Genomic DNA, 12,649 nt, shown 5'->3' on the forward strand with positions numbered 1-12,649 from the left:
CCCTTTGCCGGTAGCAGAGCGGGGCGCCTCCCGCAACGTCGACGGGCGGGGAAAACCTGAAGAGACGCCCCCCGGATGGCGGATGCGCGCGCTTTGCGGCGGCCGGGCAAGCGTCTATTGCTAGCCCATGGCCCTCCTGCGCCGCGCCTCGACCGTCGCTCTCATCACCCTCGGCTCGCGCGGGCTCGGCTTCGTGCGCGACGCGATGGTCGCGGCGCTGTTCGGCACCGGGATGGTCGCGGATGCCTCGGTGGCCGGGCTCGCCCTGCCCCAGCTCGCGCGTCGCCTGCTCGGGGAAGGCGCGCTCAATGCCGCCATCCTTCCGGCACTGGCGCGCGAGGAGGAGGACGGGCGCGCGCGGCTGGCCGGCGCGGCGCTGCTGCTGTTCGCGCTGGCCGCGCTGGCCGTCAGCGCGGCGCTGTTCGTGTTCATGACCCCGGTGGTCGGCGTGCTGGCGCCGGGCTTCGATATGGAAGGCCCGCGAGGGACCGGCGCGGTAATGGTGGCCCGGTTCGCCATCGCCTGCGTCCCGCTGGCGCTGGTGGCCGGGGTGCTGGGCGCCGTCACCAATGCCGGCGGGCGCTACGCCGCCCCCGCCTTCGGCCCGGTGGCGGGAAACCTCGCCGTCATCGCGCTGATCATCGCGCTCATGATGGCGGGCGGGCGCGGCATGGCGATGGACACCGCCCTGTTGTGGCTCGCCGGGGCGGCGCTCGCGGGGGCGCTGACGCAGTTCGCCCTGGTCGCCCTCGCCGTGCCGGCCGGCGCGCTGGCGGTGCCGCGCAGCGATGACCTGGCCCGGGCGTTGCCAATGCTGGGCGCGGCGCTGCCGAGTCTGTTCGCCAGCGCGCTGCCGCAGCTGCGCTTCCTCGTCGCCGCCGCGGCGGCCTCCGCCCTTACAGGGGGCGTGGCGGCCCTGTTCTACGCCACGCGGCTGGTCGAATTGCCGCTCGGCCTCGTCGGCGCCAGCGCCGGAGCGGTGCTGCTGCCCGCGCTGGCGCAAAACCCCGCCGGAAAGGGGGCGCGCGGCGGCACGCAGGTCGGCGCCCACGGCGTCGAGGCCGCGCTGGCGCTCTCGCTGCCGGCCGCGCTCGGGCTCGCCGTGCTGGCCGAACCCATCGTCGCCGTCCTGTTCCAGCGCGGCGCCTTCGATGCCGAGGCGACGCGCCTCACCGCTACCGCCATGGCGCTGATCGCCCTCACCCTGCCGCTACAGGCGTCCGAGAAGGTGCTGGCGGCCATCGCCTTCACCCAGGGGCTGTCGCGGCTGGTGACGCGGTTCGGCCTCCTCGCGCTGGGCATCGGCGCGGTGGTCGGCTTCAGTGCGACCCCGATGCTGGGCATTGCCGGCCCGGCGCTGGGCGTGCTCGCTTCCAGCCTCGCCAGCCTGTGCGGGCTGGCACTCGCGCTCGGCCGGCGCCGCCTCATCGTGCTCGACCGGCCGGCCTGGCGCCGGCTGCGCGGGCTCGGCGGCGCCGCTCTCGCCATGGCGGGGGCGATCGCGCTGGCACGGCTGGCGCTCGCGGGTCCGCTGGCTGGCGGCGGCGTGAGGGGCGCGGGCGCGCTGGCGGTGCTGGTCGCCGGCGGGGTGGTGGTCTACGGCGTCGCGGCCAGGCTGTTCGGCGGCATCGCCTTCGCGACCCTGCGCGCGGCCTTCGCCCGGCGGTGACGGCGCGGGCGCGGCCCCGGCCCGGCTTGCTCCCATCGGGCATGCATGCCATAGCCCCGCGCACGCGCGGTTTGGCGCACGGCGCCTTCGGGGCGCAGGGCTATCGGGACGTTACGACATGGGCTTCAAGGAACGGGTGTTTTCCGGCGTCCAGCCGACCGGAAATCTGCATCTCGGCAATTATCTCGGCGCCATCAAGCGCTTCGCCGAACTGCAGGAGAGCTATGAGTGCATCTACTGCGTGGTGGATATGCACGCCATCACCCAGGACATGCGCGTGTGGGGCGGGCCGGAAGAGCTGAAACGCTGCATCCGCGAGGTCACCTCCGCCTATCTCGCCGCCGGCATCGATCCCGCGAAGAACATCGTGTTCAACCAGAGCCAGGTCTCCGGCCATGCCGAGCTGGCCTGGGTGTTCAACTGCGTCGCCCGGCTGGGCTGGCTCAACCGCATGACCCAGTTCAAGGAAAAGGCCGGCAAGGACCGCGAGAACGCCTCGGTCGGCCTTTACGCCTATCCGACCCTGATGGCGGCCGACATTCTGCTGTACCGCGCCACCCATGTGCCGGTGGGCGAGGACCAGAAGCAGCACATCGAGCTGACCCGCGACATCGCGCAGAAGTTCAACAATGACTTCGCCGCCTCCATCACCCGTCTCGGGCTTGGCGACGCCGCGCTCGAAGGCGGGTACTTCCCGCTCACCGAGCCGCTGATCGGCGGGCCGGCGGCGCGGGTGATGAGCCTGCGCGACGGCTCGAAGAAGATGTCGAAGTCCGATCCGTCGGATCTGTCGCGCATCAACCTCACCGACGACGCCGACGCCGTGGCCTCGAAGATCCGCAAGGCCAAGACCGACCCCGAGCCGCTGCCCTCCGAGGCCGACGGGCTGAAGGGGCGGCCGGAGGCGGAGAACCTCGTCGGCATCTATGCCGCGCTGTCGGGCGAATCGCGCGAGAGCATTCTGGCCACCTTCGGGGGCGGGCAGTTCTCCACCTTTAAGGCGGCGCTGGTCGACCTCGCCGTCACCCGGCTGGGGCCGATCGGTGGCGAGATGAAGCGCCTCGTCGCCGACCCCGGCCATATCGACGCCATCCTGCGCAATGGCGCGGAACGCGCCCGGGTCATCGCCGACGAGACCATGGGCCAGGTGAAGGACATTCTCGGCTTCGTGCGCTGAACCGGGCGCCGGCCGGCGCGGGACCCACGTCCCGGCCGGGCGGAACGATCCGGGCGGGCACGAACGACGCTTGACCTGACCGCCCGGCACTGTCCTGTGCTATGAGGCGAAGGGGCCACGGCCCCGCCCGCCACCCAACGGGAAGCTGCCATGCCGCGCAGGCGCCAGAGTCACGAGCCCGGCCATCGCCGCAAGTTCATCGTGGTGATCGACGACACCGTCGAATGCGACCGCGCGGTGCATTACGCCGCGCGCCGCGCCGCGCGCACCGGTGGCGCCGTGGTGATGCTCAGCGTGCTCGAACTGGCGGACGTGCAGAGCCAGTGGCTCGGCGTCGCCGACCTGATGCGCGCCGAGGCCACCGACAAGGCCGAGCAGCGCCAGGAGCATTTCGCCGCCCGGGCGCGCGCCCTTGCCGGCGTCGAATGCGAGCGGGTGATCGCCGAGGGCAAGATCGACGAAGAGATCATGAAGCAGATCGAGGCGGACGAGGACATCGCGATCCTCGTGCTTGCCACGGGCACCGGCAATGAGGGACCCGGCCCGCTGGTCACCGCCCTTGCCTCCGGGAGCTGGGCCGGCCTTGCCGTGCCGATCACCATCGTGCCCGGCGGCCTCACGGACAGCGAGATCGACGCACTGGCGTAAGCGAGGTGAGGCCGCGCGGGCGTTTTCGGGCGCGGGCGCAATGTCGCGCATGCAGCAACGCTGGCAGCGCAAGGGCGAAGCCCAAGCTAGGTAAGGGTTGAGGCCGGACAAGGGCGGAGCCGGACGGGGGCGCCGACGCCTCAAGCCCCGAGGAAGAGCCATGCTTGTTGATGGAAAATGGGTCGAGAACTGGCAGCCGGTGCAGGGTACCGATGCCAAGGGCGGCTTCGTGCGGCAGACCTCGAGTTTCCGCCACTGGGTCACGCCCGACGGCGCGCCCGGCCCCACGGGCGAGGGCGGCTTTGCCGCGGAGGCCGGCCGCTATCATCTCTATGTCGCGCTGATCTGCCCCTGGGCCTCGCGCACGCTGATGGCGCGCAAGCTGAAGGGGCTGGAGCACGCGGTCGCGATCACGGTGGTGGAACCGGCGCTGACCGATCAGGGCTGGCGCTTCGGCACCTATCCCGGCGCGGATGAGGACAGGCTCAACGGTGCCACCTACATGCACCAGCTCTATACACGCGCCGACCCCCATTTCACCGGGCGCGCCACCGTGCCGGTGCTGTGGGACACAAGGCGCGGCACCATCGTCAACAATGAATCCGCCGATATCGTGCGGATGTTCAACACCGGGTTCGGCGCGCTGGCGCGTGCCGATGTCGACCTTTATCCCGCGGCCCTGCGCGCGCAGATCGATGCGCTGAACGCGGACATCTATCCGCACCTGAACAACGGGGTGTACCGCGCCGGCTTCGCCACCACGCAGCACGCCTATGAGGAGGCCTTCGCCGAGGTCTTTGCCATGCTGGACACGTTGGAGCAGCGGCTTGCCGGCGGCGGGCCGTTCCTGCTCGGGCCGGCCCTGACCGAGGCCGACATCCGGCTGTTCGTCACGCTGGTGCGCTTCGATGCCGCCTATCACGGCATCTTCAAGTGCAATCTGCGCCGCATCGCCGATTACGCCGCGCTCTCCGCCTATCTGGACCGCGTCCTCGCCGTGCCCGGCCTGCGCGAGACCGTGAACCTCGACCACATCAAGCGCGGCTATTACTCGATCAAGGCCCTGAACCCGACCGGCATCGTGCCGGTGGGCCCGGCACTGGCGTGGGCGTGAGGTTGGGGCGTGAGGCTGGGGCCCACTTCCCCTTCCCGCTCCGAGGGCTTATCTACATCCTAAACCCCTCTCGTCGTCGGGGCCTTGAACCCCGGTAGGCAAGGAGCAGCTCATGTTCATCCAGACCGAAGCGACCCCCAATCCTTCCACGCTCAAATTCCTGCCCGGCCGCAGCGTGCTCGGCGACGGCACGTTCGAGGCCCGCAGCGCCGAGGAGGCCGCCCGCTCGCCGCTGGCCGCCCGGCTGTTCGACATTCCCGGCGTGTCCGGCGTGTTCTTCGGCTCGGACTTCGTCAGCGTGACCAAGGACCAGACCGAGTGGGCGCATCTGAAGCCCGCCATTCTCGGCGCCATCATGGAGCAGTTCGTTTCCGGCCAGCCGCTGCTGCCCGAGGACCACGAGCACACGGCGGACGACGCCTTCTTCGAGGCCAAGGATGCCGGGCTGGTGGACACGATCCGCGAGTTGATCGACACGCGCGTGCGCCCGGCAGTGGCCAATGACGGCGGCGACATCACGTTCCGGGGCTACAAGGACGGCGTCGTCTTCCTCGCCATGAAGGGGTCCTGCTCGGGCTGCCCCTCCTCCACCGCGACGCTGAAGAACGGGATCGAGAATCTCCTGCGCCATTTCGTTCCGGACGTGGTCGAGGTCCGCCCGGTCTGAGACCGGCGGCAACGACCCGCGCCTCATCGCACTGACCGGCCCCACCGGTCTCATCGTCCGCCTCACCGCACCGATCGACCGATGACTTTTCTTATGCCGCCGGTCATGTGAAAGGTGAGGCGACGACAGGACGCCGCATGCTGATTCTCGCCATCGATACCGCACTCGAGGCCTGTGCGGTGGCCGTCCACGATATGGACATCGACAGCACGCTGGCGATCGCCCGCGTGGTCATGGCGCGGGGCCATGCCGAAGCGCTGGTGCCCCTCGTCGACGAGGTGATGACCGAGAGCGGCCGTCGTTTTTCCGACATCGATGCCTTTGCGGTGACCGTGGGGCCGGGCAGTTTTACCGGACTTCGCGTCGGGCTTTCTGCCGCACGCGGATTCGGGCTGGCGACCGGAAAGCCGGTCATCGGCATCTCGACCCTCGCCGCGCTGGCCGCGCCCTTGCTGGCGGAGGACGACGACATCCCGGTCGCCGCCGCGGTCGATGCCCGGCACGGCAATATCTATCTGCAGATGATCGGCCCCGGCGGGCGGGTGCTGGTGGGTGCGCGCGCCATGGCGCTCAAGGATGCCGCCCGCGCGGTGGCCATCGGCCCGGTGCGCCTGGCCGGGTCCGGGGCGGCGCTGCTGGCGGCGGCCTGGCCCTCGGGCGAGCGCCCCCCGCTCCGGGTGGATGCCGAGGCGACGCCGGACCCGGTATGGGTGGCGCGGCTCGCCAGCGTGTCCGATCCCGCCAAGGCGCCGCCACGCCCGCTCTATCTGCGCGAGGCCGACGCCAAACCGCAGACCGCCGGGCGGATCGCCCGCCGATGAATGCACGGCCGTGAGGGGCCGGTTTTGAGGATCACGCCGTGAGGCGTCCTGCCATGAAGGTCCTGCCATGAGCAACCTGTTCGGGCGTCTGGGTTTCGGGCACAGGGACGTCGCCCTTCGGCCGGCGCGCACGGGTGATGCCGAGGCGCTCGCCCGGCTTCATGCCGCCGCGTTCCGCGTCGGCTGGGACAGCGCCGAATTCGAACGCCTCATTGCCAACCGGCTGACACGCACCCAGGTCGCGACCGATGGTCCGGGGGGCAAGATGCTCGGCTTCATCCTGCTCAGCGGGGTATCTCCGGAGATCGAGATCCTGTCGATCGCCGTCGATCGCACGGCGCGCGGTCGCGGCATTGGCCTGCGGCTGGTGGAGACCGCCTTCGGCATGCTGGCGGCGGAGGGCTTCACGACGGTCTTTCTCGAAGTGGAGGAAGGCAACGCGCCCGCCGTGAAACTCTATGCGCGCACCGGCTTCCGGGAGATCGGCCGGCGTCAGGGCTATTACCGCAGCGAAACCGGCACGACCGTTGGCGCAATCACCATGCGCCGGGATATCGCGTGAGGATCGTCGCTGGACCGGGGATGAGCAGGGACGAATCGATTGCCCTCACGCCCTCCCATGGGCGATAAGGCAAAACGAGACGGAGACGGCCGCGGATGAGCGAAAAGCCTACTGCCATCGAGGAAGCGTGCATGACGCTGGGCCTCAGGATGACTGACCAGCGCCGCGTCATCGCTCGCATCATCGCCGATGCGCAGGACCACCCCGATGTCGAGGAGCTTCATCGGCGTGCGGCCTCGGTGGACGACCGCATCTCGATTTCAACGGTCTACCGGACGGTGAAGCTGTTCGAGGATGCCGGAATCATCGAGCGCCACGACTTCCGCGACGGCCGCTCGCGCTATGAGCCGGTACCCGACGAGCACCACGATCACCTGATCGACCTGCGCTCGGGCCACGTCGTCGAGTTTCGTTCCGAGGAAATCGAGCATCTCCAGGAAGAGATCGCGCGCAAGCTCGGCTACCGGCTGGTCGGTCACCGGCTGGAACTTTATGGTGTGCCCCTCGACAAGCCCAGGGCCGCCGAGAAGCCCAAGGCGCTCGACAAGACCAAGAGCTGAGCCGTGCGCGCCTGGCTGGTCCTGCTGCCGGTCGTGGCCATCACGCTCATCGGCATTCCGCTGCAGTGGCTTTCCGTGGCCCTGCAGCTGCCGACCCGTCGGACAATCCCCGTTCTCTATCACCGCATCCTCCTCGCCCTGATTGGCGTGCGGGTCACCGTGGTGGGCGCCCCCGCCGAGGTGCGTCCCCTCATGATCCTCTCCAACCACGTGTCCTGGCTCGACATTCCCGTGCTCGGCTCCCGCTTGCCGCTGTGCTTTGTCGCCAAGAGCGAGGTGTCGCGCTGGCCGGGAATCGGATTGCTGGCGAAGCTCCAGCGCACCATTTTCGTTGATCGCGCGTCCCGCACCGCCACAGGCAAGGTAGCGGGCGAGATGGCGGCACGGATGAATGGCGGCGACGCCGTGGTGCTGTTTGCCGAAGGCACGTCGAGCGACGGCAACCGTGTCCTGCCCTTCCGCTCGGCCCTGGTTGGCGCGGCGCGACAGGCGGTCGGCAGCGAGGCGGGGGCCGCGATCCAGCCGCTCGCCATCGCCTATGTCGGCCAGGGTGGCATTTCGCTCGGCCGCGCGCGGCGACCTCTCGTCGCCTGGTATGGAGATATGGATCTGGCCCCGCATCTGATGACCGTGCTGCGACGTGGCGCCATTGATGTCGAGCTGCATTTCGGTTCGGTGGTGGAGCCGGGCGAGCGCAAGAAGGCGACGCAGGCCGCCGCGCAGAGCGTCCGCTTGATGCTGGCGACGGCGCTCACCGGCCGTCCGCGTTGACGATACATATTCGCAGGCACGGGACGCCTCAGGCCGCATTCCCTTTTGAGGGGAATCCGGCTACACAGGATCAACAGGTGTCATCAGTGGAGACGTAGACGATCTCGACCTCGGCGATCTCGAGTTGGGAACGAACCGCGAATTGCGACGGCGCCTCGAAACGGGTGCGCCGGGTGCGCGCCGGGGTTCTAACGGGATGCGCCGTCGGTTGCCTTATCGAGGCAATGTCCTTGGTGGAATGGCGGCTGAGGTTGATCGACACGCAATGAGCGAGCCCCGCAAACTTTACGTCCGCTCCTTCGGCTGCCAGATGAACGTCTATGACGCCCAGCGCATGACGGATACACTGGCGCGGGAAGGCTTTGTCGAAGCCGAGACGGCCGAGGACGCTGATCTCGTCATACTCAACACCTGCCATATTCGCGAAAAGGCGGCGGAAAAGGTCTATTCCGAGCTTGGTCGCCTGCGCGTGGCGCAGGAAGAGGCCGGGCGGCGGCAGATGATCGCGGTCGCGGGCTGCGTCGCCCAGGCCGAAGGCGGAGAAATTCTCAAGCGCGCCCGCGGCGTTGACCTCGTGGTCGGCCCGCAGAGCTACCACAAGCTGCCCGAACTAATCGCCGATGCGGAGCGACGCGGCGGCAACCGCCGGGCGGGCATCGTCGAAACCGAGTTTCCGGTCGAGGACAAGTTCGACTTCCTCGCCCCGCCCACCCGTGCAGCCATCGCCAAGCGTGGCCCCACCGCTTTCGTCACGGTGCAGGAAGGTTGCGACAAGTTCTGCACCTTCTGCGTGGTGCCCTATACGCGCGGCACCGAGGTCTCGCGCCCCGTGGCCAAGATCCTCGACGAGGTCATGCGACTTGCCGATGGCGGGGTGCGCGAAGTCACTCTCATCGGCCAGAACGTCAATGCCTATCACGGCGCCGATGCGGGCGGGCGACCGTCCGGACTTGCTGAACTGGTGAGGCGCGTTGCCGAAGTGCCCGGCATTGCGCGCGTGCGCTACACGACGAGCCATCCGCGTGACATGGACGACGATCTGATCGCGGCTCATCGCGATCTCCCCGCGCTGATGCCCTATCTGCATCTTCCGGTTCAATCCGGCTCGAACCGCATTCTCGCGGCAATGAACCGCAAGCATGACCGCGAGCTGTTCTTCGAGACCGTGGAGAAGGTGCGCGCGGCGCGCCCCGACATCGCTTTTTCGTCGGATTTTATCGTCGGCTTTCCCGGCGAAACAGACGAGGACTTCGCGGATACGATGGACCTCGTGGAGAAGGTCGGCTTTGCCGGCGCTTTCTCCTTCAAGTATTCCTCGCGTCCCGGCACGCCTGCGGCGACCATGGACGCGCAGCTTTCCGAGGACGTGAAATCCCAACGGATCTACGCGCTTCAAGCCCTGCTGGACCGGCAGAAGGCTGCCTTCGACGCGGCCTGCCACGGGCGGCGCTTCGAAATCCTGCTGGAGAAGCCCGGTCGTTTTCCGGGCCAGCTCATCGGACGATCGCCCTATCTTCAGTCCGTCGTGGTCGAAGCGCCGCGCGAGGCGATCGGCACCCTTGCCATGGTAGAAGTGCGCGGGGTCAGTACGAAGAGTCTTTCCGGCGACATCATCGGTGGCGAATTCTATGCCGATGGTGCCGTCGGGCATACGCATTTCCCTGGGCAAAGCGAGACGGTGGAGGCGTGAGCGTGCGTCGACCTGGTTCCTCTGAGAACGAACGTGCCTTGCACTCCCCCCGCTCCGGAGGATCCGGCGGATCGACCCAAACCGCGCCGCGACCGGCAGCGCCGTCTCGGCCGACGGTGAACTGGGCGGATACTCCCGAGGACAGCCCAAGCCAGGTCGTGCTCGCCTTCGACGACAACCGCTTGGCGAGCCTGCTTTTCGGCCACTATGGTCAGAACCTCGCCCTGATTGAACGCCGGCTTGAGATCGTCGCCGAGCAGCGCGGAAACCATGTCACGCTCGAAGGCACGCGCGACGCCTGCGAGCAGGCCCGCCACGTGCTGGAAACGCTTTATGCCCGGCTGAAGAAGGGTGGCGAACTGGTGCCGGGCGACGTCGAGGGCGTGATTCGCGAGGCGGCCTCGCAGGGCTTCCTGTTCGATTTCGACCCAGCGACGCAGAAGCAGAGCTTCGACGAAATTCAGCTTCGCCGCCGTCCGGTGCGGGCGCGCACCGCCGCACAGGACGCCTATATCCGCGCCCTGAAGCGCCACACGCTGGTGTTTGGCGTCGGACCCGCCGGCACCGGCAAGACCTGGCTGGCGGTGGCCTATGCGGTCCACCTTCTGGAACGACGCGTCGTCGACCGGCTTATCCTGTCGCGCCCGGCCGTGGAGGCGGGCGAACGGCTCGGCTTCCTGCCCGGCGACATGAAGGAGAAGGTCGATCCGTATCTGCGTCCCATCTACGACGCCCTGCACGACCTGATGGATCGCGCTTTCGTCGAGCGCGCCCTCACCTCCGGTGAGATCGAGATCGCCCCGCTTGCCTTTATGCGCGGGCGAACACTGGCGAATGCCTGCGTGATCCTCGACGAGGCGCAGAACACCACATCTATGCAGATGAAAATGTTCCTGACGCGCCTCGGCGAGAACTCCCACATGATCATCACCGGCGACCCGACCCAGATCGATCTCCCGCCGGGACAAACCTCCGGCCTTGCCGAAGCCGTCGATCTGCTGGGCAATATCGAGGACGTCGAGGTCTGCCATTTCACTGCCGCGGATGTGGTTCGCCACGAGCTCGTCGGCCGTATTGTGGCGGCCTATGACAGCAAGGGCAGCGCTGGAAGGGCCAATGCCCCGCCAAAGGCTCCCGCTCGATGAATGATGGCAGTGGGATAGAGGTCGACGTTCTTGTGGAGGCTGGCGCGTGGTCAACCATCCCGGAGGCGACGAACATTATCGGTAGGGCCGTGATCGCGGCCTGTCTTGGGGCCGCCGAGGAGTTCGAGATCGACCTCGAAGGCGCCGAGATCGCGGTCAAGCTCACCGACGATGCGGCGATCCGCATGTTGAACCGCGACTGGCGAGGCAAGGATACCGCAACCAACGTGCTGTCTTTTCCCACGTCGGAGGTGGCGCGCACGGCCGGCACGCCCCATTTCGGCGATATCGCGATCGCCTATGAGACACTGGAGCGTGAAGCGGCGGGTGAGGGCAAGCCCCTCGCGGATCATCTGATGCACCTGGCCGTGCATGGCACGCTTCACCTGCTCGGCTACGACCATGAGGTCGCAGAGGAAGCCGAAGAAATGGAAGCGATGGAACGCCACGTACTCGCGGCACTCGGCGTGCCAGACCCCTATTCCGAAACCGAACCCGTTCACGAAGAACACTGAAGACAATGTCCGACCCTGTTTCCCATGCGCCCTCCACCTCTTTGAGCAGTGAGGGCCCAAGTAGTACCACCGGCGGCTCGAGTAGGTCCGCCGGGCCCAATGACCCGGCCGACACCCGTTCCGCCGCACCCGAACCTCGGCCGACCGGCATTTTCGATCGGCTGCGCCAGCTCATGAGCGGCTGGCGATCCTCTGGCTCGCTGCGCACCGACCTCTCCGAGGCCCTGTCCGCGCCCCATACAGACATCAGCACCGATCTTTCCGCGACAGAACGCACGATGCTGAAGAGCGTCCTCGGTCTGCGCGAATTGCGCATCGGCGATCTCATGATCCCGCGTGCCGACATCGTGGCAGTGCAAAAGGACATTTCGCTGGGTGAGCTGCTGACCGTTTTCGCCAATGCCGGACATTCACGTCTGGTCGTCTATGACGACACGCTCGACGACCCTGTTGGCATGGTGCACATCCGCGATCTCGTCGCCCATCTGACGCAGCGCGCCATGACCGCGCGAACGGCCAAAAACCGCGATACCGGGGTGCGCGTGGCGCGCCCCGAAGCCGAGACGGAAGAGGGCCGGGAAACCGTCCGGTCGACGAGCAAGGCCGTACCCGCCTTCAACCTCAAGGCGATCGACCTGAACACCACGCTGAGCGCGGCAAAACTGATCCGTCGGCTGCTCTTCGTCCCGCCTTCGATGCCTTCCATCGAGCTTCTGGCAAGCATGCAGGCCAGCCGCATTCATCTCGCACTGGTCATTGACGAGTATGGCGGCACTGACGGCATCGTCTCCATGGAAGACCTGGTCGAAGAGATCGTCGGCGACATCGAGGATGAACACGACGATGACGAGATGCCGATGATCGCCTTGCAGCCCGACGGCTCATATATTGCCGATGCCCGTGCCGGCCTGGAAGAGGTTGCGGAGACCGTCGATCCGGCCTTCGCGCTGGGCGAAGAAGCCGAGGAAGTCGATACGCTCGGCGGGCTGCTCGTGACGCTGGCCGGCCGCGTGCCGGTGCGCGGCGAGATCGTCTCAGGCCCGGACAATTTCGAGATCGAGGTGCTCGACGCCGACCCTCGCCGTGTCAAGCGCCTGCGAATCACCACTGCCCGCGATCCCAAAGCGGGTGACGCTTCGGGTCGCGATTCCGGCGAAGCACCTGCCCTTATGGGCGCAAGACGTGAGCGCCGCCGCGACGAACGGCCAGCCTCAGCCAGCCTTCCCCCGCCCGCAGAACAGAAGAACGGCTATGGCGGCCGGGCTGCACGCGATCCTGATGCGGCCGCCTGAACGACCGCGATTGAGATC

14 protein-coding genes are annotated in these 12,649 nt (G+C 67.8%); 13 read left to right on the top strand and 1 reads right to left on the bottom strand.

Going from position 1 to position 12,649, the window contains the following annotated elements:
- The first annotated feature begins 127 nt into the window (after window positions 1–127).
- From murJ to olsA, 9 genes are all read left to right on the top strand, one after another.
- Window positions 128–1,669 (top strand): murein biosynthesis integral membrane protein MurJ, encoded by a 1,542-nt coding sequence (gene murJ / locus G3A50_RS09155; protein WP_163074951.1) that lies wholly within the window; start codon window positions 128–130, stop codon window positions 1,667–1,669.
- 118 nt (window positions 1,670–1,787) lie between these two features.
- On the top strand, window positions 1,788–2,846 hold the full coding sequence (trpS, locus tag G3A50_RS09160; RefSeq protein ID WP_163074952.1) for a tryptophan--tRNA ligase: 1,059 nt from the start codon (window positions 1,788–1,790) through the stop codon (window positions 2,844–2,846).
- Between the two features lie 150 nt (window positions 2,847–2,996).
- Complete coding sequence (locus G3A50_RS09165; RefSeq protein WP_163074953.1) at window positions 2,997–3,494, top strand: universal stress protein; 498 nt, start codon at window positions 2,997–2,999, stop codon at window positions 3,492–3,494.
- A 160-nt stretch (window positions 3,495–3,654) separates the two neighbouring features.
- Window positions 3,655–4,608, top strand: coding sequence for a glutathione S-transferase family protein (locus G3A50_RS09170; protein WP_163074954.1), 954 nt, complete (start codon window positions 3,655–3,657; stop codon window positions 4,606–4,608).
- Between the two features lie 112 nt (window positions 4,609–4,720).
- On the top strand, window positions 4,721–5,275 hold the full coding sequence (locus tag G3A50_RS09175) for a NifU family protein (protein WP_163074955.1): 555 nt from the start codon (window positions 4,721–4,723) through the stop codon (window positions 5,273–5,275).
- Between the two features lie 137 nt (window positions 5,276–5,412).
- Window positions 5,413–6,096, top strand: a complete 684-nt coding sequence (tsaB, locus tag G3A50_RS09180) for a tRNA (adenosine(37)-N6)-threonylcarbamoyltransferase complex dimerization subunit type 1 TsaB (RefSeq protein WP_163074956.1) — start codon at window positions 5,413–5,415, stop codon at window positions 6,094–6,096.
- Window positions 6,097–6,163: 67 nt separating this feature from the next.
- A complete protein-coding gene (gene rimI, locus G3A50_RS09185) occupies window positions 6,164–6,658 on the top strand; it encodes a ribosomal protein S18-alanine N-acetyltransferase (RefSeq protein ID WP_163074957.1) in 495 nt (164 codons plus the stop codon).
- A 95-nt stretch (window positions 6,659–6,753) separates the two neighbouring features.
- Window positions 6,754–7,218: a Fur family transcriptional regulator gene (locus tag G3A50_RS09190; RefSeq protein WP_163074958.1), complete on the top strand. Its 465-nt coding sequence runs from the start codon at window positions 6,754–6,756 to the stop codon at window positions 7,216–7,218.
- 3 nt (window positions 7,219–7,221) lie between these two features.
- Complete coding sequence (gene olsA, locus G3A50_RS09195) at window positions 7,222–7,989, top strand: lyso-ornithine lipid O-acyltransferase (RefSeq protein WP_163074959.1); 768 nt, start codon at window positions 7,222–7,224, stop codon at window positions 7,987–7,989.
- Window positions 7,990–8,059: 70 nt separating this feature from the next.
- Here olsA and G3A50_RS09200 read toward each other — a convergent pair whose 3' ends face one another.
- A complete protein-coding gene (locus G3A50_RS09200; protein WP_163074960.1) occupies window positions 8,060–8,251 on the bottom strand; it encodes a hypothetical protein in 192 nt (63 codons plus the stop codon).
- Between the two features lie 3 nt (window positions 8,252–8,254).
- On the opposite strand from G3A50_RS09200, the gene miaB reads away from it, so the two are divergent.
- The 4 genes from miaB (at window position 8,255) to G3A50_RS09220 (ending at window position 12,631) form a co-directional block, all read left to right on the top strand.
- Complete coding sequence (gene miaB, locus G3A50_RS09205) at window positions 8,255–9,679, top strand: tRNA (N6-isopentenyl adenosine(37)-C2)-methylthiotransferase MiaB (protein ID WP_163074961.1); 1,425 nt, start codon at window positions 8,255–8,257, stop codon at window positions 9,677–9,679.
- A gap of 116 nt (window positions 9,680–9,795) precedes the next feature.
- Entirely contained in the window at window positions 9,796–10,824 is a 1,029-nt protein-coding gene (locus G3A50_RS09210) for a PhoH family protein (RefSeq protein WP_246252285.1), read from the top strand.
- Window positions 10,821–11,339: an rRNA maturation RNase YbeY gene (gene ybeY, locus G3A50_RS09215; protein ID WP_163074963.1), complete on the top strand. Its 519-nt coding sequence runs from the start codon at window positions 10,821–10,823 to the stop codon at window positions 11,337–11,339. The genes G3A50_RS09210 and ybeY overlap by 4 nt, the downstream gene beginning before the upstream one ends.
- 5 nt (window positions 11,340–11,344) lie before the next feature.
- Window positions 11,345–12,631, top strand: a complete 1,287-nt coding sequence (locus G3A50_RS09220; RefSeq protein WP_163074964.1) for a hemolysin family protein — start codon at window positions 11,345–11,347, stop codon at window positions 12,629–12,631.
- The last annotated feature ends 18 nt before the right edge of the window (window positions 12,632–12,649 follow it).

The sequence above is a fragment of the Ancylobacter pratisalsi genome, from assembly GCF_010669125.1.
Classification (GTDB): domain Bacteria; phylum Pseudomonadota; class Alphaproteobacteria; order Rhizobiales; family Xanthobacteraceae; genus Ancylobacter; species Ancylobacter pratisalsi.

Bases quoted from the DNA above. Each gene is read 5' to 3' on its own strand.
- murJ (WP_163074951.1), top strand. From the start codon at position 128: ATGGCCCTCCTGCGCCGCGCCTCGACCGTCGCTCTCATCACCCTCGGC.
- trpS (WP_163074952.1), top strand. From the start codon at position 1,788: ATGGGCTTCAAGGAACGGGTGTTTTCCGGCGTCCAGCCGACCGGAAAT.
- G3A50_RS09165 (WP_163074953.1), top strand. From the start codon at position 2,997: ATGCCGCGCAGGCGCCAGAGTCACGAGCCCGGCCATCGCCGCAAGTTC.
- G3A50_RS09170 (WP_163074954.1), top strand. From the start codon at position 3,655: ATGCTTGTTGATGGAAAATGGGTCGAGAACTGGCAGCCGGTGCAGGGT.
- G3A50_RS09175 (WP_163074955.1), top strand. From the start codon at position 4,721: ATGTTCATCCAGACCGAAGCGACCCCCAATCCTTCCACGCTCAAATTC.
- tsaB (WP_163074956.1), top strand. From the start codon at position 5,413: ATGCTGATTCTCGCCATCGATACCGCACTCGAGGCCTGTGCGGTGGCC.
- rimI (WP_163074957.1), top strand. From the start codon at position 6,164: ATGAGCAACCTGTTCGGGCGTCTGGGTTTCGGGCACAGGGACGTCGCC.
- G3A50_RS09190 (WP_163074958.1), top strand. From the start codon at position 6,754: ATGAGCGAAAAGCCTACTGCCATCGAGGAAGCGTGCATGACGCTGGGC.
- miaB (WP_163074961.1), top strand. From the start codon at position 8,255: ATGAGCGAGCCCCGCAAACTTTACGTCCGCTCCTTCGGCTGCCAGATG.
- ybeY (WP_163074963.1), top strand. From the start codon at position 10,821: ATGAATGATGGCAGTGGGATAGAGGTCGACGTTCTTGTGGAGGCTGGC.
- G3A50_RS09220 (WP_163074964.1), top strand. From the start codon at position 11,345: ATGTCCGACCCTGTTTCCCATGCGCCCTCCACCTCTTTGAGCAGTGAG.